Annotated in this window: 18 protein-coding genes and 1 rRNA gene; 4 read left to right on the top strand and 15 right to left on the bottom strand. The window is 41.7% G+C overall.

Annotated elements, in window-relative coordinates:
- Together J7I93_RS11755 and J7I93_RS11750 are read right to left on the bottom strand one after the other, a co-directional pair.
- Positions 1-227 (bottom strand): 16S ribosomal RNA (locus J7I93_RS11755); the annotation flags it as partial.
- Positions 228-566: 339 nt separating this feature from the next.
- Positions 567-1442 carry a nucleotidyltransferase-like protein gene (locus J7I93_RS11750; RefSeq protein WP_214726048.1) on the bottom strand — a complete coding sequence of 292 codons (876 nt, stop codon included), beginning with the start codon at positions 1440-1442 and terminating at the stop codon, positions 567-569.
- A 150-nt stretch (positions 1443-1592) separates the two neighbouring features.
- On the opposite strand from J7I93_RS11750, the gene J7I93_RS11745 reads away from it, so the two are divergent.
- Positions 1593-1949 (top strand): YgzB family protein, encoded by a 357-nt coding sequence (locus J7I93_RS11745; RefSeq protein WP_214726042.1) that lies wholly within the window; start codon positions 1593-1595, stop codon positions 1947-1949.
- A gap of 258 nt (positions 1950-2207) precedes the next feature.
- Here the strand turns inward: J7I93_RS11745 and perR are convergent, their stop codons facing one another.
- The 8 genes from perR to J7I93_RS11705 all read right to left on the bottom strand — a co-directional run bounded on the left by perR (position 2208) and on the right by J7I93_RS11705 (position 7998).
- A complete protein-coding gene (gene perR / locus J7I93_RS11740; protein ID WP_214726041.1) occupies positions 2208-2645 on the bottom strand; it encodes a peroxide-responsive transcriptional repressor PerR in 438 nt (145 codons plus the stop codon).
- Positions 2646-2754: 109 nt separating this feature from the next.
- Positions 2755-3312 carry a cob(I)yrinic acid a,c-diamide adenosyltransferase gene (locus J7I93_RS11735; protein ID WP_214726040.1) on the bottom strand — a complete coding sequence of 186 codons (558 nt, stop codon included), beginning with the start codon at positions 3310-3312 and terminating at the stop codon, positions 2755-2757.
- A 1-nt stretch (position 3313) separates the two neighbouring features.
- On the bottom strand, positions 3314-3760 hold the full coding sequence (locus J7I93_RS11730) for a Rossmann-fold NAD(P)-binding domain-containing protein (RefSeq protein WP_214726039.1): 447 nt from the start codon (positions 3758-3760) through the stop codon (positions 3314-3316).
- A gap of 473 nt (positions 3761-4233) precedes the next feature.
- Positions 4234-4704: a thioredoxin-dependent thiol peroxidase gene (gene bcp / locus J7I93_RS11725; protein ID WP_214726038.1), complete on the bottom strand. Its 471-nt coding sequence runs from the start codon at positions 4702-4704 to the stop codon at positions 4234-4236.
- 82 nt (positions 4705-4786) lie between these two features.
- Entirely contained in the window at positions 4787-5197 is a 411-nt protein-coding gene (locus tag J7I93_RS11720) for a potassium channel family protein (RefSeq protein ID WP_214726037.1), read from the bottom strand.
- Positions 5198-5370: 173 nt separating this feature from the next.
- Complete coding sequence (locus J7I93_RS11715; protein ID WP_214726036.1) at positions 5371-6156, bottom strand: ABC transporter permease; 786 nt, start codon at positions 6154-6156, stop codon at positions 5371-5373.
- A 3-nt stretch (positions 6157-6159) separates the two neighbouring features.
- Positions 6160-6951, bottom strand: a complete 792-nt coding sequence (locus J7I93_RS11710) for an ABC transporter permease (RefSeq protein ID WP_214726035.1) — start codon at positions 6949-6951, stop codon at positions 6160-6162.
- A 39-nt stretch (positions 6952-6990) separates the two neighbouring features.
- The gene (locus J7I93_RS11705; protein WP_214726034.1) at positions 6991-7998 is read right to left on the bottom strand and encodes an ABC transporter ATP-binding protein; all 1008 of its coding nucleotides are present in this window, start codon (positions 7996-7998) and stop codon (positions 6991-6993) included.
- Positions 7999-8241: 243 nt separating this feature from the next.
- Here J7I93_RS11705 and J7I93_RS11700 point away from each other — a divergent pair, with 243 nt between their 5' ends.
- The 3 genes from J7I93_RS11700 (at position 8242) to J7I93_RS11690 (ending at position 16043) form a co-directional block, all read left to right on the top strand.
- Positions 8242-9537, top strand: coding sequence for a glutamate-1-semialdehyde 2,1-aminomutase (locus tag J7I93_RS11700; protein WP_214726033.1), 1296 nt, complete (start codon positions 8242-8244; stop codon positions 9535-9537).
- Between the two features lie 408 nt (positions 9538-9945).
- Positions 9946-14418 carry a glutamate synthase-related protein gene (locus J7I93_RS11695; protein ID WP_214726032.1) on the top strand — a complete coding sequence of 1491 codons (4473 nt, stop codon included), beginning with the start codon at positions 9946-9948 and terminating at the stop codon, positions 14416-14418.
- A 545-nt stretch (positions 14419-14963) separates the two neighbouring features.
- A complete protein-coding gene (locus J7I93_RS11690; RefSeq protein ID WP_214726031.1) occupies positions 14964-16043 on the top strand; it encodes an FUSC family protein in 1080 nt (359 codons plus the stop codon).
- A gap of 68 nt (positions 16044-16111) precedes the next feature.
- Here J7I93_RS11690 and nikC read toward each other — a convergent pair whose 3' ends face one another.
- From nikC to J7I93_RS11665, 5 genes are all read right to left on the bottom strand, one after another.
- Positions 16112-16972 (bottom strand): nickel transporter permease, encoded by an 861-nt coding sequence (gene nikC / locus J7I93_RS11685; RefSeq protein WP_214726046.1) that lies wholly within the window; start codon positions 16970-16972, stop codon positions 16112-16114.
- A gap of 55 nt (positions 16973-17027) precedes the next feature.
- The gene (locus J7I93_RS11680) at positions 17028-18032 is read right to left on the bottom strand and encodes an ABC transporter permease (protein ID WP_214726030.1); all 1005 of its coding nucleotides are present in this window, start codon (positions 18030-18032) and stop codon (positions 17028-17030) included.
- A 158-nt stretch (positions 18033-18190) separates the two neighbouring features.
- Entirely contained in the window at positions 18191-19798 is a 1608-nt protein-coding gene (locus tag J7I93_RS11675; RefSeq protein ID WP_214726029.1) for an ABC transporter substrate-binding protein, read from the bottom strand.
- An 85-nt stretch (positions 19799-19883) separates the two neighbouring features.
- A complete protein-coding gene (locus J7I93_RS11670) occupies positions 19884-20855 on the bottom strand; it encodes an ABC transporter ATP-binding protein (protein ID WP_214726028.1) in 972 nt (323 codons plus the stop codon).
- Positions 20830-21846: an ABC transporter ATP-binding protein gene (locus J7I93_RS11665; protein WP_214726027.1), complete on the bottom strand. Its 1017-nt coding sequence runs from the start codon at positions 21844-21846 to the stop codon at positions 20830-20832. The genes J7I93_RS11670 and J7I93_RS11665 overlap by 26 nt, the downstream gene beginning before the upstream one ends.
- Positions 21847-22024 lie beyond the last annotated feature (178 nt).

The raw sequence follows: 22024 nt of genomic DNA, 5'->3' as shown, positions 1-22024 counted from the left end.
GTGATAGCCGAAACCATCTTTCAGCTTCCCCTCATGTGAGGGAAAGAATTATCCGGTATTAGCTCCGGTTTCCCGAAGTTATCCCAGTCTTACAGGCAGGTTGCCCACGTGTTACTCACCCGTCCGCCGCTGACTTCAGGGAGCAAGCTCCCATCCGTCCGCTCGACTTGCATGTATTAGGCACGCCGCCAGCGTTCGTCCTGAGCCAGGATCAAACTCTCCATATAAGAGTTGATTAAGCTCACTTACACACGGATGTGTTGACGTCGATGTTGCCACAGGACGTGGCGTTCTTAATCGACGATCCGCTGTTGTCTTTTTAAAAAAGACTAAAGAATTAACGTTGACGTTTTTGTTCGTTCAGTTTTCAAAGATCAATTTCTCTTTGTTATATTTTGCCTTGTCGCTCAGAAGCGACTTTATTAATATAACATGCGTTGAATTCAACTGTCAACACTTTTTAAAAATAAATCCGTCAGCTGTGAAAATGTTTTTTGTTCATATCTCAGCGACGGATATAAATATAACAAGGATTTAAATAAAGGTCAATAGCTTTTAATGTTTTTTTACGATAATTTTTTCCCGAGTTTATAATACCTATGATAAACCCCTTGACCCTTCGTATCTATATTCACTACTTCTATAATATGTTTATCTATCAGGTATTCAAGAAGCATACTTAAGTCAACTGAATATAGATGAAGTTCTTCATGGTTCATAATGTCATGGATAGACCATTCTTCTTTTTCACCAAGAATATCAGCAAGATGGCTAATTCCTTGTTTTGTCCTTGAATGAATCAAAAACTCACTGGCCAAAAATAACAGTTCCAGTCTTTTTTCCAGTGGCTCCTGGCTATTAACAAGCTCTTCATATAACTTCATAATTTCCGGCTCAATTTGTTTAACTTGACTCCAAACCGTTACCTCGGGATGAAATCCATTTTCGATCACTGCAAGCCTTGCCAGGTGATGGAGGGAATGAACAATATGGTTATAAGCATCAAAATAATGGCGGTTCTCAAAAAATGCTTTGCCATCCATGTACCTGCGGATCAGCTTTGCAAACTCGAGCCCCATCTTTAATTTACGCCCATAGAAAGGAAATTCCCTTAATTCCACCTTCAAATTATGAATATATTCATTTCGATCAAAAAGAACTTTTCCATTATAAAGCCAATCAAATATCTTGCGGTTTGAACCTAACAGTATCCACTCACGCAACTGCTTATCTGTCACTATATGAAGAGCTGCTTTTTTATTCTTATATGTGTAATGCTTAACAAACACAGGTTCATCTGCTTCTCTTACAAGAATCAGAAGCACAGCATCAAAGGTATCTGTTGCAGGAATTGCTTTTTGAATCTTCTCGGTCATGATCACTCCGAGCGTATTTGTCTGGCTTGCCCGTTCTTGGTAAATAGGACGGAGAATATCTTCCATCATAATTCCTCCAGTTTATTGATAGCATATATCTTCGACAATTATAAATGAAATCCTTCCTAAATGTGAGACATTTTTCGACACCATTCTATATTAATATTTATTTAGGTAAAGAGGTTATGGTATAGTTAGCTTTTAGGAGGGAACAGGATGGCTAAGTACTCGAGTAAAATTAATAAAATTCGTTCATTTGCCCTTAGTTTAATTTTTATCGGATTTATCGTTATGTACGTTGGAATCTTCTTTAGAAATTCCCCTCTTCTCATGACAATATTTATGCTGCTAGGAATGCTATTTATCCTCGCAAGCACCGGTGTATATTTTTGGATCGGCATGCTTTCAACTAAAACCGTACAGGTGGTTTGCCCGAATTGCGGCAGGCATACGAAAATGCTGGGCCGTGTTGATATGTGCATGTATTGCAAGGAGCCCTTAACGCTTGATCCAAAACTTGAGGGCGTTGAATTTAATGAAAAATACAACAAAAAAAATACGAAGCAGAGCTAATAACTAAACCGCTTCATATTCAAAATGGCCGGCCAGCTAATGGCCGGTTTTTTTTTATTATAAATTTTCGCACTCCCGGAGGACGTTGAATAAGTATCTTCGAATAAAACACCGCACAAAGAAAATGCGAATGAATTTTCGAGGAGCTCGTGCCTTCCGCTCTAATCAACAGGGTGCTAAAAACAACATAAGCTTTAACAGATCCTAAGAGAAAAGAAAAAGCTGTCAGCATCCAGCCGGCAGCTTTGTACTATTTGGTTAGTGAGCTTCTTTGCTTGCACATTCAGGGCAGGTTCCATAGATCTCCATTCTATGATGGCTGATTTTAAAACCTGTTACATGTGAAGCAAGATGTTCTACTTCATCAAGACCAGGATAGTGGAAGTCTACAATCTTGCCGCAGCTCTCACAAATGACATGGTAATGGTGAGTAGTTACAAAATCGAAGCGGCTCGATGCGTCTCCGTATGTCAGTTCCTTTACCAGGCCAACCTCACGGAATACTCGTAAATTATTGTAAACTGTAGCCACACTCATATTAGGGAATTTACCTTCTAATGCTTTGTATATATCGTCTGCAGTCGGGTGTGACATGGAGTTTATTAAAAATTCAAGTATTGCATGACGCTGCGGAGTGATACGGACTCCTGTCTCTTTCAAAGTATCCAGCGCCTCTTTTAATTCCATTTGCGCCACCGCCATGCACCTCTTTTCCAACAAATATTATTACTTTATAATCTTTATAAATAGTGTACTAATTTTTTACCACATTTGTCAATATTACAAACACCTTAATAGAGGGAAGTCAGCTTTTATCAGCATGCAATGTATGTTCACTGGATCCTAAGTGATGATTTACAAAGCGAGCTGAGACAAACAGCAAATCTGATAAACGATTTAAATAGGCCAGAACCAGCGGGTTTACATCTTCCCCCAGGGAGACCGCACACCGCTCAGCCCTCCTTACAATTGTTCTTGCCACATGGAAGGCAGCTCCAGATGGATGACCGCCTGGAAGAATAAAGTTAGTTAGGGCAGCAAGTTCTGCTTCCCATTCATCGATTTGCTTTTCCATGAAATCGATATCCTCTTCTGATATAACCCATTTAACTTCCCTGCCTTTGGGCGTTGCCAGCTCTGTCCCAGCGTGAAACAAGTCAGTCTGTACTTTGTGAAAAACTTTTTCTATCATTTCTTTATCTGTAAAAAATTCGGCTGTTAAGTGGCTTAATGCCATCCCAATCATGGAGTTAGCTTCATCACAAGTACCGTAAGCCTCTACACGAATATCATCTTTATTGACTCTCTGCCCGTATATTAAAGAAGTGGTTCCCTTGTCTCCAGTTTTTGTATAAATTTTCACCTTAATACCCTCTTTCTAGGTCAATCACATTAATGTAATCTTTGTTATTTTTTATATATGTATGAAGGTTATGCTTAAAAATTTCAAAAGATCGCGGTATTTTAGTAACGCTTGAGAGTTGAGGCATGACAGTTACATTCTCCATTTTCCAGAAAGGATGACCCTTTGGAAGCGGCTCGTTTCTTAAAAGGATTCCTTTTTGCTTGCAAGCTTTAAAAGGCATTTCATCCATTCCGGCGGACATCACCGTGTTCCATTTTAACCTCTTCGATTTATGTATATGGTCCTCCGTTAAATCTTCTCCATATGTAATCAATATCTCTGCATCATATAAAGATTCCCCGGCAGATTTAATTCCTCTAAAAAACTTAAAATCCGCTTGCAGAAATTCCTTTTGTACTTCTTCACGAAGGTTTTCCGGAGGCAAAATGGAAGAAACAATCTTCATAAAGTCACTTCAATACTGTTTTTTTATCATCATATCACCGATGTCTGAATTGTATAAACTATACATTGCTTGTTTTTGCAAACTTTTTTGCTTTTTAAACAATGTAGACAGGAGAGATTGATTACACTCCTTGATAATCAGCGAAGAGCGGAGTGGACTTGAATAAACACCCTCGAACCATCACCGCACGAAAGAAATGCGAATGCATTTTCAAGGATCTCGCACCTTACGCTCCATTCAACCAACCTTATTTATCAATGTTTTTATTCACAGATCTATTTAAAAACAGCAATCTTTTGGAAAACAGCCTTTAATAAAAAAAACGGACCAGATAAGGTCCGCTTCGAAAAAAGTATCTGAGGAGGTATGCCCTAATAAAATGATATGCAAAACTTGTTTTTAGGAATGGACAAAAGCCTTGGTCCCCTGAAAATAGGCCACCCATTTGCATATTTATCTTCTTTGCATTAGCCCTACGCCAGGTATTCTTTAATATATTCAAGAGCTTCTTCTACATGCCCTTTTACTTTCACTTTCCGCCACTCTTTAACGGGTTTGCCTTCCTGATCAATAATAAAAGTGGAACGTTCAATTCCCATATATTCTTTCCCAAAATTCTTCTTCAGCTTCCATACATCATATGCTTCTGCGGTTTTATGATCTTCATCAGCAAGCAGCAAAAATGGCAAGCCGTGTTTTTCGATGAATTTTTCATGTCTTGTAAGCGGATCGGGGCTTACACCTAATATAACTGCATTCACGCCCGCAAAGTTTTCATGCTGGTCCCTGAAATCACATGCCTGTGTTGTACAGCCTGGCGTCATGTCTTTCGGGTAAAAATATAGAACCACATTTTTACCGCGGTAATCTGAAAGCTTTATCTTTTTACCATTGCTGGCCTCCAGCTCAAAGTCCGGAGCAAGGTCTCCAATTGCAACTGCCATACTTTATCACTCCCGTTGGATAAGTTTTTCTTTCTTTAAGCCTATCCAACTTTTCACTTAAAAACAACCATTAGGCAGGCAGTTATGTCTGCTTTTCCACATCAAAAACAACTCTCGCCACAAAGGCTGCAGGTATGACGTAGCCAATCAGAGCTTCCAAAACAGCAATCATCCTGCCAATCCCAATCGGGCTAATATCTCCATATCCAACAGAAAATAGAGTTACTGCACTAAAGTAAAAGCCCGTCTCAAGCCGTTCCAGGAATCCTGCTTCTATATAGTTTGTACCATCTATTAAAACAACAAGTCCATGCAAATCAAGCAAAATGTAAATTAGTCCGAAACCAATCATGATTGTAGCATACAAACTAATCAGATAAAGGAAATTCTCCATAGAGACCCATCTGCCTTTTATCTTCGTGGATGAAAAAAGAGTTTGCAGACTCATAATCATGCATAAAACAATCAGAATTAACGACAAATAAAATGCCATAATGCAACCTCATTTCGAAATGGCTTCAACTAACTTATTTATACGCTTCTAAAGCATACTGTATGACTGCCTGTCTGCACACAAGAAAAGCGATTGCGCTGCAGCTAGACTATTATCGAAGAGGAAAGTTTTACATACACAAAAAAAGCCAGGGATATACCCCAGCTCCGATTTCAATTACCTGCTCCTCTATACCGTTTTACACCTGAATTCCAAATCAGAATTGAGATTCCAAAGAATACGATTCCGATTACCGGAGTTAAGAATGAGTAGAGAAACCACTCTTCCTTCCCCAAAAAGTAAGCGGCAGGATAAACACCGACAAAGGCGAATGGCAGCACCCAAGTTAATACAAAGCGAATAACACTATTATAAATATCTACTGGATACCTGCCATAATTTCCAATGTTGTACATCATCGGCATGATCGAAGTACGGGCATCAGCCCAAAAACTAATGCACGCAATCATGATGAAAATACCGCCATACACGAGCATTCCTCTTAATACAAAAAGAAGGAATAAGACAGGATCTGCCCAGGATAGCTCCAGGCCAAGACTGTTTCCCGCATAAACCATTACAGCGATTCCTGTAACGGCTCCGAAAAGGGATTCAAGCTCCATCCGTTCCAAAACAATTTGAAACAGGCTATGGATCGGACGGGTCAAAATCCTATCAAGCTCACCTTTGACAATATACCTTTCGTTAAAATCCCAGATATTAAAGAAAGAAGAAAACAGAGCATATGGGACAAGGAAAAATCCGTAAATGAAAATAATCTCATCCCTCGTCCAGCCTCCAAGAAGATTCGTATGGCCGAAAACGACCAATATAAGAATTAAATTGACTGCCTGAAATAATAGGTCTGAGATTATCTCCACAAATAAATCTGCTCGGTACTGCATCCTCGTTTTCATATATTGGGCGACATATTGGAAGAAAATTTTCAAATAAAACATCCGTCACCCTCCCTGAATAATAAGCTGTTTTTTCGCAATCACCCATAAAATCTGAATGGGGATTACCAGAATAATCACCCATACACCCTGAAGAATAATTGCTTGAATGGCTTCATTATTTGAAAAGCTATTTGTAAAGATCATACTTGGTACATAACTGATTCCCTGAAAGGGAAGATACTTCAATAAATCCTGAGCCCATATCGGAAAAAAGCTGATGGGAATAAGAAGGCCTGAAAAGAGATCAATTACAACTCTTTTCGCCCGTATAAGACCCGTATTATTAAATAGGAAGAAAGTGGTAATACCTGTCAGCAAATTAATTTGCGTATTAATAAAGAAACTTAATAAAATCGATATCGCAAAAAAGAGCCAAGTGGATAAATCTGCAGAAAACTGGAGCGGGAAAATGAACGAAACAATCACCATACCCGGAACCGAGAAGAAGAACAGGCGGAATATCCCCTCGCCAAGTCCCTGCATTGTTTTCATGCCAAGGTAATTGTACGGGCGTATCAGTTCTACCGCTACCTTCCCTTCTTTAATTTCCGCAGCCATTTCACGGTCAATATTATTAAAGTAAAAAGCCCTTGCCATCCACGCTACTGCTACATACGTAGACATTTGGATAACAGACATACCTTCAATCGCATCCTTTTCGCCATATATTGCCGACCATAAAAAATAATAGGCCCCGATATTAATGCTGTAAATCAAAATACCTGTATAATAATTAGTTCTGTAAGCAAGCATCATCAGGAAACGGATCCGGATCATTTCAAGATATTTATCCATGAACACACCCCCAGTTATGGAGCGGACGGAACCATTCCATTACGATATCCCCCTGTCATAAATATTTCGGATGATTTCCTCAGTAGAAGTTTCTTTAATATTGATATCTTTTATTTTTAAAGCGGCAACCACCTTTGCAATTAAGAGTGATATGAGCTCATCATCATCTTCCACCACTGCCGTAAAAATAGCCTTCTTCTCATCCTTCTCCCATTTCACTTCAGACGATGCGGTTATTTTATTTAAATTAGCCAGTTCGACTTCTTCGAGAAATTGGAATTCAATTTCTTTTCCTTCTCCCCATTTTTCCTTCAGGCTTTTTAATGCACCATCGTAAATGATTTTACCATCATCAAGCATAACCACCCGTTCACACAGGGCCTCGATATCTGTTAAATCATGTGTGGTCAGCAGAATGGTTGTATTATACTTTTCATTAATCTCTTTAAGGAACTCCCTGATTCGTAGTTTAACCAGCACATCAAGCCCAATGGTAGGTTCATCCAGAAACAGAAGCGGCGGGTTATGGATTAATGCGGCAGCAAGTTCGCATCTCATTCTTTGCCCAAGGGAAAGCTTCCGGACCGGCTTATCCAGCAGTGGCTCAATATCCAATGTTTTGATGACATGTGCCATATGGCTTTCATATTGTTCATCAGATACTTTGTACACCTTCTTCAGCAGCCTGAAAGACTCCTGAACAGCAATGTCCCACCACAGCTGCGATCTTTGTCCAAAAACCACACCAATAGTGCTAACGAACTTTTCACGGTCTTTATGCGGGTTCATACCATTTACAATGACTTCACCGCTGGTTGGGGTTAAAATTCCAGTCAGCATCTTAATGGTCGTTGACTTGCCTGCTCCATTTTCACCAATATAGCCGACCATTTCTCCTTGCTTCACATTAAAGCTGATGTCGTTAACAGCTGGTACAATCTTGTAGTTTCTTGTTAAAAGGTCCCGAAAAGCGCCTTTTAATCCGGAGCGGCTTGAATAGGCCTTAAACTCTTTCTTTAAGTTCCGGACTGTTATTGCATCTTTCATGATTACTCCTCCTGCCAATTAATGCCCTAATGAAATAGTTTAGACAAACACACACTGCAACACAAATAGAATGCACCTGATCTTTATGTAGAAATCTATAGGTCGTGTAACACATTGGGTTCATCTGGATCGCTTCATTAAGATACAGAATACTCTGCCTCCCCTTTTAGATTGGACTAATTGCCTTTCAATCATGTTAAAATAATAGCTGCACCATATTTGATTCATGTCAGGAGGAAAATAATGCAATTTACTAATTCTGAACGATTACATAAACAAGCTCTAGAACATATTGTCGGGGGAGTCAACAGCCCTTCCCGCTCTTATAAAGCAGTTGGCGGAGGTTCCCCGGTCGCGATGGAAAGGGCACAGGGCGCATATTTTTGGGATGTTGACGGCAACCAGTATATTGATTATTTAGCCGCATATGGACCAATTATTACCGGCCATGCCCACCCTCATATTACTGAGGCGATTAAAACTGCCGCAGAGCGCGGAGTGTTATACGGTACTCCAACCCCACATGAAGTGAAATTTGCGGAAATGCTTAAAGAAGCAATGCCTAATTTGGATAAAGTCCGTTTTGTAAACTCAGGAACAGAAGCAGTTATGACAACCATCCGTGTAGCACGGGCCTACACAGGGAGAGACAAAATCATTAAGTTCGCTGGCTGCTACCATGGACATTCAGACCTTGTACTTGTTGCAGCAGGATCCGGCCCTTCAACATTGGGCACTCCCGACTCTGCCGGAGTACCAAAGAGCATCGCCCAGGAAGTTATAACGGTTCCTTTTAATGAAATAGAGCCCTATAAGGAAGCTTTGGAAAAGTGGGGAGACCAGATTGCAGCTGTTCTCGTTGAACCAATTGTCGGCAATTTTGGGATTGTAGAACCTAAACCGGGATTTTTGGAACAGGTAAATGAATTAACCCATGCAGCAGGAGCACTAGTTATCTACGATGAAGTTATTACGGCTTTTCGGTTCATGTATGGCGGAGCACAGGATTTGCTGGGCGTTAAACCAGATTTAACTGCTATGGGTAAAATCATTGGCGGAGGCCTGCCTATAGGTGCTTATGGGGGCAAAAAGGAAATCATGGAAACCGTTGCTCCACTCGGACCTGCCTATCAAGCCGGGACTATGGCAGGCAACCCTGCTTCCATTCTGTCCGGCATCGCCTGCCTTGAAGTACTTAAACAGCCGGGTGTCTATGAGTATTTGGACCGCCTTGGCGAAAAGCTTGAAGAAGGCATTAGCGCCGCTGCAGCAGAATGTAACATCCCGATCACCATTAACCGCTTAAAAGGCGCTCTCACCATTTACTTCACAGAGGAAAAAGTTGTAAATTATGAGCAGGCAGAAAACACGGATGGCGAGATGTTTGCAAAGTTTTTTAAGTTAATGCTCAATCAGGGAATCAACCTGGCACCTTCTAAATATGAGGCGTGGTTTGTAACGATCGCCCATACAGAGGAAGATATTAACGCAACTATCCACGCAGTCCAAAATGCATTTCAGCAATTAAGCGCCGAATAAATATTCACTATTTTATACATTAGCGGGAACATTAAAGTTCCCGTTTTCTTTATTAACAACTATGAAAACGTTTACAATATTAGTGTTTTTTTATACACCATTCGTTTTGTCCCCCTAAACTCTATCCAACTTTTTGTATAAATAATTGATTTCTGAAAATTCATATGATATGATAGGAGAAATCTTTTCTGTAAGTGCGGAGTACGCCAGCAAAAAGATGGGTATAAAGGCAAAAACCTTTCCCGAATAATCAAACTATTCATTTAATAAATGCTTATGCATTTATCCTTTCAAAAGCATGACTTTTTGAACAACCTCATTTAAAACCCGTAAACAACTAATTTTTAATAGATTACTAATCAGGAGGTGAACGGCTTTAAGGCAAAGCCTTATTTTCAGCCGAATACTATGACATTACAACAATGGAGTCCTTCACTTTTTAAAGAGTTTAACCGTCAGGAACATGATGCGTGCGGCATCGTTTCTGCTATGGAAAAAAAGAAAGTACCTACACAGGAGAATATTTTCAGCTGTATCAATGCCCTTGTCACCATGAATCACCGTGCCGGCTTTATTAACGGAGAAGGAGACGGTGTTGGCATTCATATTGATATCCCGAGGGCGCTTTGGAAAGAAAAGTTAAAGGAAGCAGGAGCCGATCCCGCAGCTGCAACCAGTGAGGGGTTTGTCGTTGGACATGTATTTATGTCCAGAAGCAAGGACACTGAATCTTTTAAAAAGCATTTAATGCAAAAGCTTGCCGATTCTCAGCTTGAAGTCATCTTTGAATCTGAAGAGGTAACCGAATCCTCTGCCCTTGGTCCAATTGCCATTCAGGAAAATCCTGTATTTTGGCAGTTTGCCTGTTTATCAGAACAAACCGGGGGAGAGCTTTCCAAAAAGCTTTTTGAATTGATTGTTGATTTTGAAGAAAATGAGCATGTGCATGTCGCTTCACTAAGCCAGCATCATGCCGTTTATAAGGTAATGGGCGCTGGAGATATTTTGCCTAAATATTATCATGATTTAGCAAGCCCGCTTGTTGCTTCAACCATGACACTTGGACATAACCGCTATTCAACTAATACATTATCAAGCTTCTTTCGCGTGCAGCCATTCAGCATCCTTGGCCACAACGGCGAGATCAACACGATTGCAAAGCTAAGAGATGAAGCGAAAATGGTTGGCGTTCCGCTTGTAAAAGACGGAAGTGATTCCCAGGATTTAAGCAGAACGCTTGAAACATTTATTTGCCGTGATGGTTTTTCACTATTTGAAGCGATGGATGTTATGTTCCCGCCAATCGTGAATGAAATCAAGTCTTACCCAGAACACCTTCAGGATATGTATTCATATATTCGTGAAGCATGGGGCCATTTTGCTCAAGGACCGGCAGGAATTATCTCCCGCTTTGCTGACGAAGCTGTGTTTAGCGTAGATGCTTTGGGCCTTCGTCCGCTGTGGATGCTTGAAACAGGAAGCTCTTATCTGTTCTCATCTGAGCCAGGAATTATTCCATCAAGTGAATATGTCAACGAACCTAAGCCGCTTTCACCTGGTGAAAAAGTCGGACTTAAATGGGATGGCGATACTCTTGCTGTTTATGAACACAGCGATTATCAGGCTGAAGTTTTCGAAAGATTCTCAGTGCGCGTTAGTGCTGATAACTTCCGTATTCGCCTGCAGGAGCCAAAGTTAGAAAAAACAATTTCCGTAAATTATCCGGATAAAGTCCATAATGGACAATATAAAGCGTTCGGCTGGGAAAGAGACCATGTCCAGCTTGTCGAACAAATGGCTGAAAAAGGAGCAGAGCCAATCCGTTCACTCGGACACGACTCTCCTTTGGCTGCACTAAATCCGCAGCGCAAAAATATTGCAGATTTTATTAAGGAAAGCGTTGCAGTCGTTACAAACCCTGCCATTGACCGGGACCGTGAAACCGAGCATTTCTCTACACGCACCATTATAGGAAAGCGTCCGTCATTATTCGAAAAACAACAGCCTGGTGCTGTAATTGAATTACAGACTCCTATTTTAATAGAAGGAAAAGCAGGTTTTGAATGTTCCGAATCTCTAAAACAGCCAAGCTACGATCAGGTCACCAGCTTCTATCAGGAACAAAAGCTTATTTCTTATCTGTCTACCACATTTAAGAAAGATGAAACCGTAAAAGAAGCTTTGGACCGATTATCAGCAGAAGCAGTTGAAGCTGTACACAGCGGAAAAACCCTGCTTGTCCTCGACGATGCAAACGCACACCAGGAGGATGCTTATTGGATTGATCCGCATTTAGCCGTGTCTGCTATTGACCAGGCCCTAGTAAAAGAAGCCTTACGCCGTGAATGTTCCCTTTTGGTGCGCTCTGCTTCCATCAGGTCTTTGCATGATATCATCACTGCATTTGGCTTAGGTGCAGATTTGATCAGCCCTTACTATATGTTTATGACAGTGCTTGGCGATTCTGTAACGCCATTAACCAATTTATATTCAGCCCTTACTAAGGGTCTTGAAAAGGTTATCTCAACGATCGGCATCCATGAGTTAAGAGGCTATGGCCGGCTGTTCTCTGCAATCGGTCTGCATGAAGACTTGGCCGAGTATCTAAATATCGTAAACTTCTTCGGTTCAAAGGATCTTGCATTTAATTTCGACGCAATGAAAGAAGATGCTTTTGCGAGAGCAGAAGATTATCAAAATGAAAAAGAGAGGATTGGAAAGACGTTCAGCCTTTTCCCTCGTATCTGGAAAGCTATTGGCGAAGTTGCATCAACAGGCGACTATAGTGCATACAAAGAAAAAATCTCTGAGCAGGAGGATCAAAATCCTACGACAATCCGCCATTTAACCGGATTTAAAGAGACAGCCTCAAACCTAAAGCCGGAGGATATCAGCTTAAATGTAGGAGAGCATGACCTGCCGTTCGTAATCTCATCCATGTCCTTTGGTTCTCAGAATGAGACAGCCTTCAGGGCCTATGCAGAAGGTGCAGATCGTTTGAACATGGTCAGCCTGAATGGTGAAGGCGGGGAAATTAAGGATATGCTCGGAAAGTATCCAAAAACCCGCGGACAGCAAGTGGCATCCGGACGATTTGGTGTTAATGCCGAGCTGCTCAATTCATCCAACTTGCTTGAAATTAAAATCGGGCAAGGTGCAAAGCCTGGTGAAGGCGGACACCTTCCTGGCTCAAAGGTTACAGCAAAAATTGCTGAAGCTCGTAATGCAACAATTGGTTCAGATTTGATTTCACCTTCAAACAACCATGATATCTATTCAATTGAAGATTTGGCACAAATGATTCATGAGCTTAAAACAGCCAACGACAAAGCAAAAGTAGCTGTTAAGGTACCGGTAGTACCGAACATCGGAACAATCGCAGTTGGTATTGCAAAAGCCGGTGCAGATATTATCACACTAAGCGGTTTTGACGGCGGTACTGGTGCTGCCAGGATCCACGCGCTCCAGCACGTAGGCCTCCCTGTTGAAATCGGCGTAAAAGCTGCTCACAATGCCCTATTGGAAGCAGGTATACGCGATAATGTAGAACTTTGGGCTGATGGTGGAATCAAGAGTGCTGCAGACGTATTAAAAGTAATGCTTCTTGGAGCTAATCGAGTTGGCTTTGGTACGTTATCCATGCTTGCCATTGGCTGTACAACCTGCCGCGGCTGTCACCTTGACACTTGCCACGTGGGGATTGCTACACAAATTGATTCTGAAGCACAGGCAAAAGAGCATGGGTTAAGAAGATTCGTTCCTCGCCAATTTGACCTTGCTGTTCAAGGTATTATGAATCTATTTACAGCATTTGGCCAAGAGCTTAAAGCACTTGCAGCGTCAATTGGAGTAAAAAATCTTCAGGATGCTGTTGGACGTTCTGACCTTCTTGTCCAAACAAAAGGTGAAAATCAGCTTAATTTGACTCACCTGTTAAAAACACTTGAAATCGGCCAATTTTCTCCGCAGGAAGCTCCTGCTGCACTGCAAGAAGCACAGCTGCAGGTTGCTGTTGGAGCAGAATATCTAGATGCAAGTGTTGAAGAATTACATCAATCACGTGAATTCGAAAGCATAACTTCCGAGCAGCGTGTGCTTGGCAGCCGTGTTTCCTGCCACCGTGTAAGAGGCCGTTTGGATGGTTCCTATAAAGGTCTTCCGCCGGTTGACTTAAAATATAAAGGCGGATCTATTCCTGGAAATGGCCTGGGAGCTTACAACAGCTTCGGCATTAATATTGAAGTTGCTGGAGGAGCGCAGGATGGAATCGGTAAGACGTCATTTGGCGGCCAAATCAAAATCTTCAAGGCAAAAGGAAAGAACGGCAAGTTTTATAACGGTTCTGTTGGAAAAGGCTTTGGATATGGAGCACAGCACGGCTTGCTTGTAGCCCAGGGAAATGCTGATGCACGTGCAGGAATCAGATTATCCGGTGCAGATATGATTATTGGCGGCCAATTGAAAAAGCCGCTTCCTGAAAAGGAATACGGCAATATCGGAACAAACGCCAATATTAAGGGCTTTGCCTTCGAATATATGACAAACGGAAGAGGCCTCGTCCTTGGTGATCCTGGTCCATGGATTTGCGCAGGTATGACCGGCGGTGTTGTATACTTAAGACACCAGCCGGAAATGGGCTTAACAAAAGAAGCCATCCAGCGCAGAATTGCAAAAGGAGCAAAAGTTTCTGTCTCTTCTCTTTCAGAAAAAGGAACAGAAGATGTAAGAGAACTCCTTGGCCAATACATTGCAATGCTTAAGGATCAAGGCCAGGCTGATGAAGCATCCCAGCTTGCAGCCCTCCTTGATCATCCGGCAGACCACTTCGTACAGGTCATTCCGGTTAAAGAACAAGCTGACCCATCTGTTTCTACAGAGTGATTGTTTAGCAGCATAATGAAGAACCGTCCGTGCCTGCGGACGGTTCTTTTTATATTTATTAGTCGAAATCACAATTGATATACGGGGTTATTTATGTTTTATTTCCCAACCTTGGCTGTATTCCCCGTTCATAGGCATTATTTACTCGGCTTCAGCTCACTCCTATTCTCCTATGCTTCATTCAACGGCACTATTCCCTCGCTTTAAGTCCCTTCATAGCTCGGTTACTCCATCCAGCGGCACTATTCCACCGCTTTAGATCCCTTCATGGCTACTTTTTTCCGTTTTCAGCATTATTTCTCCCTATAACTCCAAAAAGTGCATTTAAGCTATCAAATACAAATACCCGTCTATTTACTTTTTCTTAATAAAATTTCATTAAAATGCCCCTTGAACTTCTTTCCATATCCCTGTATAGTACAATATTGTTTAATAATGAGCAAAAGAGTTTAAAGTAGTTATAATTAGTACTTTAAAAGGACCTATCGGTAAGACTATTAATCAACCAGAAGAAAAATTCTTCTGGAGGAAAGGACATATATTGTATGAAGCTTGGCGCCCGCATACTTAAGACGGGAATTGCAATTATTTTATCTTTATTTTTATCGGAAGTGTTTAATCTCCCTTCACCTATCTTTGCAGGGATTGCGGCTATTTTCGCCGTTCAGCCGACCATTTACAGATCTTATCTTTCCATTATTGAGCAGATCCAAGGGAATGCCATCGGCGCATTAATTGCCGTTATTTTCGTGCTTTTATTTGGAAATGATGTCTTTATTATCGGGCTTGCAGCTATTATGGTTATTACAATCAATTTGAAGCTGAAAATCGAAAATACGATTGGTTTATCACTGGTAACCCTGATTGCTATTATGGAAACACCAGGAGACACCTTTTTGCAGTTTGCACTTATTCGCTTTTCCACTATCATGCTAGGGGTTTTATCTGCATTCATCGTTAATCTTGTTTTTTTGCCTCCTAAATACGAAAACAAGCTTTACAACAGAATTTCCAACAACACGGAAGAGATTACAAAATGGATCCGGCTTAACATCCGGCATGCATCCGAGCACAAACTGCTGAAAAATGATATCGACAAAATGAAAGAAAGCAATGTAAAGCTAGAACAATTATATTTAATGTACAAGGAAGAACGGAATTATTTTAAGCGAAATGATTTGGTTAAGTCACGTAAGCTTGTGATTTACAGACAGATGATCTCAACCGTAAAGCGTTCATTGGAAACCTTAAAGAAATTGCATCGCTTTGAAAATGACTTGCAGCAGATGCCTGAAGACTTTCAGCATGCAGTTCAGCAGCAGCTGGATATTTTGATTCATTACCATGAGCATGTAATGCTCAAGTTTATTGGGAAAGTCCGGCCGAATGTTGTATTTGAGGAAGGGGATTTCAGCTTAAGCAGAAAAGAACTCGTAAATCTGTTTTTATCACAGCAAAAGGAGCTCAACCTTGAAGATGAATCAATACTCCCTCATACTATGCAAATCATCTCTGCTATTGTGGATTACGATGAGCATGTAGAGCATCTCGATAAGCTGATCACAAGTTTTCAGGCTTATCACAAGGACGAAAATGAGGTTACAATACAGGAGAATATTGAATAATAAAGAATGCTCAATAAAACCGGAGCAGAACATAGAAAAAGCAGCTGGGTCTCAGCTGCTTTTTTAGGTTAATTCTTCATTCTCGGATCGAGAGCATCTCTTAGTCCGTCCCCCATTAAGTTAAAACCGAGAACAGTAAGCATAATCGCCAGACCTGGGAAAATCATCGTCCATGGAGCCTGTACAAGATATGCTTTTGCATCAGCCAGCATTTTACCCCATTCAGGATTCGGAGCCTCTGCACCAAGTCCAAGGAATCCTAATGCAGCTGCTTCTATAATGGCAGTCGCAATAGCAAGGGTCCCCTGCACAATGATCGGCGCCATACTATTCGGCAGCACGTGCTTGAAGAGAATGCGGCTGTTGCTCATTCCAACCGCTTTTGCAGCCATAATATACTCTTCCTGTTTTACACTTAGTACCCGCGAACGGATAAGCCTTCCGAAGTTTGGTATATTAATGACCGCGATCGCAATCAGGGCATTTCGCAATGATGGCCCCAAAACAGCTACAATCGCAATCGCCAGCAAAATACTTGGGAAAGCAAGCATAATATCAAAAACACGAGAAATAATTGCATCAACCCATTTGCCATAGTAGCCTGCGACTACACCCAGAAGGCACCCGACAACAATGGATCCCATTACTGCCAGAAATCCGACCCATAAAGAGATTCTCGCACCATAAATAACCCTCGATAAAATATCCCTTCCAAAGTCATCCGTTCCAAACCAATGCTCACTCGATGGGGCTTGGAGCCTTTTTGAAAGCATTTGTTCATTTATCCCCTGCGGTGCAATGAGCGGTGCAAAAACAGCCAGAAGAATAAAGAATAAGACGATGATTGATCCAATCAAAGCCAATTTGTTTTTTCTAAAGCTCCTCCATGCTTCCATCCAGGGGGAAACCACTTTTTCATCAGCTGGCATAATCGGCGGCTGAAGGTCTTTTTGAGTTGAAAGTTCCAAGCTATTCTCCCCCTCCTTAGTTATATTTAATGCGCGGATCTATTGCTGCATAAAGCAAGTCCACCACTAAATTGATCATGACAAAGAAAAAAGCAATCACAAGAATTCCAGATTGAATAACGGGATAATCCCGGTAATTAATGGCTTCATATATATATCGGCCGATTCCAGGCCAGCTGAAAATCGTTTCCGTTAATATCGCTCCACCAAGCAACAAGCCCATTTGCAGGCCGATAATCGTTAGAACCGGAATAATTGCATTTTTTAATGAATGTTTATAAACAACCCAGAACATTCTTAAGCCTTTTGCCCTGGCTGTTCTGATAAAATCAGATCTCATTACCTCAAGCATCGTCGAGCGCGTAATTCTCGCAATTATAGCCATTGGTATGGTGGCTAATGCAAATGCAGGCAAAATCAAATGCTTGATAACATCCCAGAATTGATCCATCCTCCCCTGCAGAAGGGTATCAATCATATAAATATGTGTAATGGCCGTTACAGGGTTTCTTACCTCTTCCCTGCCGGACGTTGGCAGCCAATCCAGCTTTATCGCAAACGCCCATTGCTCCATCAAGCCAAGCCAGAAGATTGGCATGGATACGCCAATAAGTGCAAGCACCATGGCTACATAGTCAAACCATGAATTTTGGTACCAGGCACTGATAATACCTGCATTTACACCTATAAAAACTGCAATTAACATCGCTACAAATGTCAGCTCCATAGTGGCAGCCAAATACGGCCAAATTTCCTGGCTAATTTCTGACTTTGTTCTAATTGACTCTCCAAGGTCACCAGTCAAAAGCCCGCCTAGATATGTAAAATATTGAAGGTACCATGGCTGATCCAGCCCCAGCTGCTTCGTTAATGCCTCCACAGCCTCTTTTGTTGCCAATTGTCCCAGAATAATCTGTGCCGGGTCTCCGGGGATTGCCCGAATCATAAAAAAGACGATTAGGGAAAGTCCAAGTAATACCGGTATTAGTGAAAAAATTCGTTTGATCGTATAGGACATCATTACAGGTTTCACCTCTCTTGAAGGTTGGTACAATATTTTGGAATAGAAAAGGGAGATACAAAACTGTACTCCCCTTTCCTTGGATTATAAGAAGTATAACTCTCTTGCAATTTTCATTGTCATGACTGAGAGTCCGTAAATCTCCTCAGACTATAATCTTATTTAAATTCAACAGTTGATAATAAATCAGAACCTGTTGGATGCGGCTTGAAGCCTGAGATATCTGCTTTACCCGCAAGGATTGGCCTTGAGTGTACAAGCGGAATCCATGGAGCATCTTCTTTGATAAGAAGCTGAGCTTGTTTGTATAGCTCTTCACGCTCTGCCTGGTCTGCACTTGCTTGTGCTTTCACCAATAATTCATGCACTTCAGGGTTTTGGTAGTAAGAGTAGTTATTGGAACCAATGCTGTCCTGGTCAAGAAGTACGTATAAGAAGTTATCGGCATCTCCGTTATCGCCTGTCCAGCCAAGCAAGAATGTATCTGCTTCACCATTCTTGGCTTTATCCAGGTAAGTACCCCACTCATAAGAAACAATTTTAGCTTTTACGCCGATCGCATCAAAGTTGGCTTGAAGAGCTTCTGCCACTTTTTGTCCATCTGGCATGTATGGTCTAGGAACAGGCATAGCCCATAGTTCCATTTCAAATCCGTCTTCATAACCTGCTTCTTTTAAAAGTTCTTTCGCCTTCTCAGGGTTGTACTCATAATCTTGAACATCATCGTTATATCCTGCTACAACTGGAGGCATTGGGTTTTTCGCAGGTTCAGCAGCGCCAGCATAGAATGCGTCGATTAATGCTTGCTTATCAACTGCATAGTTAAGTGCCTGGCGTACCAGCTTTTCTTTCAATGGTCCGCGAGTGCTTGTTAATCCAAGATAAGCAACGTTTAGTGTTGGACGCTCAAACACCTGTAAATCAGGATTTCCTTCGATTTGTCCTACATCACTGAAGTTAACGCCATCAATCAGGTCAACCTCGCCTGTAGCCAATGCATTCAAACGTGCAGAATTTTCAGGAATAACTCGGAAGATTACTTGATCTAACTTAGGCAGTCCTTCTTGCCAGTAATCCTCATTTTTTACAAGAGTGATACGGTCATTGGGCTTCAATTCCTGGAATTTAAAAGGACCTGTTCCTACAGGGTTTTGAAGGAACTTATCCCCGTGCTGTTCAACAGCAGCCGGACTGGCAATGCCAAATGGAGACATAGCCAGATTCTTTAGGAATGGAGCAATTGGCTTGTTTAAAATAAACTCTACTGTATAATCGTCAACTGCTTTAACTTCAGAGATCTTATCTCCAAATTGAGAGTTGTAATAGTAGAATTGCTCAGCGCTTCCTGCTTTCCATCTTTCAAAGTTGAAGACAACTGCTTCCGCATTGAAATCTGTTCCGTCGTGGAACTTAACGCCTTCGCGAAGCTTTAATGTGTGCTTCAGGCCATCTTCGCTTGTTTCCCATTCAGTAGCAAGGCCCGCTTCAATTTCAGTATCCTGCTCACCGAAGTTAATAAGTGTTTCATAAATGTTTTTTGTAACTTTAAAAGATTCACCTTCTGTTGTAATGGCCGGATCAAGTGAAGTAGAATCACCGCCGCGTCCAAAAACAAGCGTACCTCCTGAAGATGTTTCTTCTGTATCTGTGCCTTTCTCATTATCCTCTTCCTTTGTTCCGCTGCTTGAGTTGCTGCTGCAGCCGGCTAGTGCCAGTGACAGAAGCATAGCTGCAACAAGGAACCAAATACCATTGCGCTTCTTCATTGTTTTCCCCCTTTTTCTTTCGCCTGCTTTGCAGGCATTTTTACATATTTATCATCCATGCAGCGCTGTCATTTTTGCCAGCTCATCAAGACCTGTATAAATGACAGGCTGCAAAGTGACCAGGTTCAATTTCCTCTAATTGAGGTCTTTCTGTTTTACAGATATCCATGCATTCTTTGCATCTCGTGTGGAAAGCACATCCTGCTGGAGGATTCTGCGGGCTTGGAATATCCCCGGTTAAAAGCTCCCTATCTTTCTTTAATGTCGGATCTGGAACTGGAACTGCACCAAGCAAAGCTCGCGTATACGGATGCAGCGGTTTATCGTAAAGCTGATCCGCTGTTGTGATTTCTACCAGCCTTCCAAGATACATAACTCCAACTCTATCACTGATATGTTTAACCACCCCCAGATCATGGGCAATGAATATATAAGTAAGCTGAAATTCCTTCTGCAAATCTTCAAGCAGGTTTAATACCTGTGATTGAATCGAAACATCGAGGGCTGAAACTGGTTCATCAGCAATAATCAGCTTAGGCTTTGTCATAAGTGCCCTCGCAATTCCGATTCTCTGCCTTTGGCCACCGCTGAACTGATGAGGGTAGCGTTTTGCATGGTAGCTGCTAAGGCCGACAACTTCAAGCATTTCCCTTACCCTTCGTTTTCGTTCCTCTTTGTCGCCAATGCCATGGACGATAAGCGGCTCTTCCAAAATCTGTTCAACCGTATGGCGGGGATTCAAGGAAGCAAACGGATCCTGAAACACCATTTGCATTTCCTTTCTCATTTTGCGCATTTCCCCTGAGCTTAAGCTTGTCAGGTCTTTGCCCTCGAAAACCACTTTTCCTTCTGTTGGTTCAATCAGGCGCATCAGCATTCTTCCTGTTGTGGATTTGCCGCAACCCGACTCACCTACAAGACCAAGCGTTTCACCTTTATTAACAAAGAAACTAATGTCATCAACTGCTTTAACATCACCTGTTTTTCTGCCAAAAAGTCCGCCTGTCACAGGAAAGTACTTTTTTAATTGATTAACTTCCAACAGCACTTCGGTCATTCACTACACCTCCTGACTCGTGCAGGAAACAGCGCACAGTGTGCTGTTCTGCCTCTTCAACATGGTAAAGCGGAGGACTTTCAGCCATGCAGCGGTCATGGACAAACTCGCAGCGTGCTGCAAATCGGCAGCCTGTCTTGATTGACCCCGGCTTTGGCACATTTCCTGGTATAGAATATAGACGATCTTTCTTTTCCCGGACATCCGGTACAGATAGAAGCAGCCCCTGTGTATAAGGGTGCTTCGGATTTTTAAAAATTTCTTCTACCGGCGCTTCTTCGACGATTTTTCCGGCATACATGACAATGACCCGCTCGCAAACTTCCGCGACCACGCCTAAATCATGGGTAATCATAATAATTGCTGTATCGAGTTTCTCATTAAGGTCCTTCATCAGGGAAAGGATTTGAGCCTGTATCGTTACGTCGAGCGCGGTTGTCGGCTCATCGGCAATCAGGAGACGCGGATGGCAGGACAAAGCCATCGCGATCATCACCCTCTGCCTCATCCCTCCGGAAAGCTGATGAGGATATTCCTTCATAATTTGCTCTGCTCTCGGCAGGCCGACAAGCTTCAGCATTTCAACTGCCTGCTGGAAAGCAGCCTTCTTGTTTACTTTTTTATGTATTTTAATGCCTTCTATTAGCTGATCGCCAATCGTGAATAAAGGATTCAATGATGTCATCGGCTCCTGAAAAATCATCGCCACTTCATTGCCTCTTATTTCCCGCATTCTTTTTTCTGAGGCGTTCACTAGATTTTCGCCGTCTAAAAGAATTTCTCCGCCAACAATTTTCCCCGGCGGCTGTGGAATCAGTTTCATTATGGATAGAGAAGTAACACTCTTTCCGCAGCCGGACTCGCCGACTATTCCAAGGACCTCTCCTTTATTAACTGAGAAGCTTATATCATCGACGGCAGGTACTTCACCATCCGAAGAGAAAAAGGAAGTCCTTAGCTGCTTTACATCTAAAACTGGAGCTTGAGTCACACGGATACTCCTTTCTTGATCGTCCCTTTCCTATGAAATAGGACATTTTTAACAATTTGGACTTTAGGTCACTCTTTTTTTCATTCTATAAAAAAAGATTGTCGAAGTCTACTCATTTTTCTAAATTATTTAAATATAGTAAACATTATATATATTTTGACGTCATTCTATATCTTTC

This window comes from Bacillus sp. ISL-47, from assembly GCF_018613175.1.
Lineage (GTDB): Bacteria > Bacillota > Bacilli > Bacillales > Cytobacillaceae > Cytobacillus.
Note: the sequence above shows the minus strand (reverse complement) of the source record. Positions and strands in the feature narration are given on the sequence as shown.

What these genes read in the sequence shown, in the direction of transcription:
- J7I93_RS11750 (WP_214726048.1), bottom strand. Translation starts at nt 1,442, where the DNA reads ATGGAAGATATTCTCCGTCCTATTTACCAAGAACGGGCAAGCCAGACA.
- J7I93_RS11745 (WP_214726042.1), top strand. Translation starts at nt 1,593, where the DNA reads ATGGCTAAGTACTCGAGTAAAATTAATAAAATTCGTTCATTTGCCCTT.
- J7I93_RS11730 (WP_214726039.1), bottom strand. Translation starts at nt 3,760, where the DNA reads ATGAAGATTGTTTCTTCCATTTTGCCTCCGGAAAACCTTCGTGAAGAA.
- bcp (WP_214726038.1), bottom strand. Translation starts at nt 4,704, where the DNA reads ATGGCAGTTGCAATTGGAGACCTTGCTCCGGACTTTGAGCTGGAGGCC.
- J7I93_RS11720 (WP_214726037.1), bottom strand. Translation starts at nt 5,197, where the DNA reads ATGGCATTTTATTTGTCGTTAATTCTGATTGTTTTATGCATGATTATG.
- J7I93_RS11715 (WP_214726036.1), bottom strand. Translation starts at nt 6,156, where the DNA reads ATGTTTTATTTGAAAATTTTCTTCCAATATGTCGCCCAATATATGAAA.
- J7I93_RS11710 (WP_214726035.1), bottom strand. Translation starts at nt 6,951, where the DNA reads ATGGATAAATATCTTGAAATGATCCGGATCCGTTTCCTGATGATGCTT.
- J7I93_RS11705 (WP_214726034.1), bottom strand. Translation starts at nt 7,998, where the DNA reads ATGAAAGATGCAATAACAGTCCGGAACTTAAAGAAAGAGTTTAAGGCC.
- J7I93_RS11700 (WP_214726033.1), top strand. Translation starts at nt 8,242, where the DNA reads ATGCAATTTACTAATTCTGAACGATTACATAAACAAGCTCTAGAACAT.
- J7I93_RS11695 (WP_214726032.1), top strand. Translation starts at nt 9,946, where the DNA reads ATGACATTACAACAATGGAGTCCTTCACTTTTTAAAGAGTTTAACCGT.
- J7I93_RS11690 (WP_214726031.1), top strand. Translation starts at nt 14,964, where the DNA reads ATGAAGCTTGGCGCCCGCATACTTAAGACGGGAATTGCAATTATTTTA.
- nikC (WP_214726046.1), bottom strand. Translation starts at nt 16,972, where the DNA reads ATGCCAGCTGATGAAAAAGTGGTTTCCCCCTGGATGGAAGCATGGAGG.
- J7I93_RS11680 (WP_214726030.1), bottom strand. Translation starts at nt 18,032, where the DNA reads ATGATGTCCTATACGATCAAACGAATTTTTTCACTAATACCGGTATTA.
- J7I93_RS11675 (WP_214726029.1), bottom strand. Translation starts at nt 19,798, where the DNA reads ATGAAGAAGCGCAATGGTATTTGGTTCCTTGTTGCAGCTATGCTTCTG.
- J7I93_RS11670 (WP_214726028.1), bottom strand. Translation starts at nt 20,855, where the DNA reads ATGACCGAAGTGCTGTTGGAAGTTAATCAATTAAAAAAGTACTTTCCT.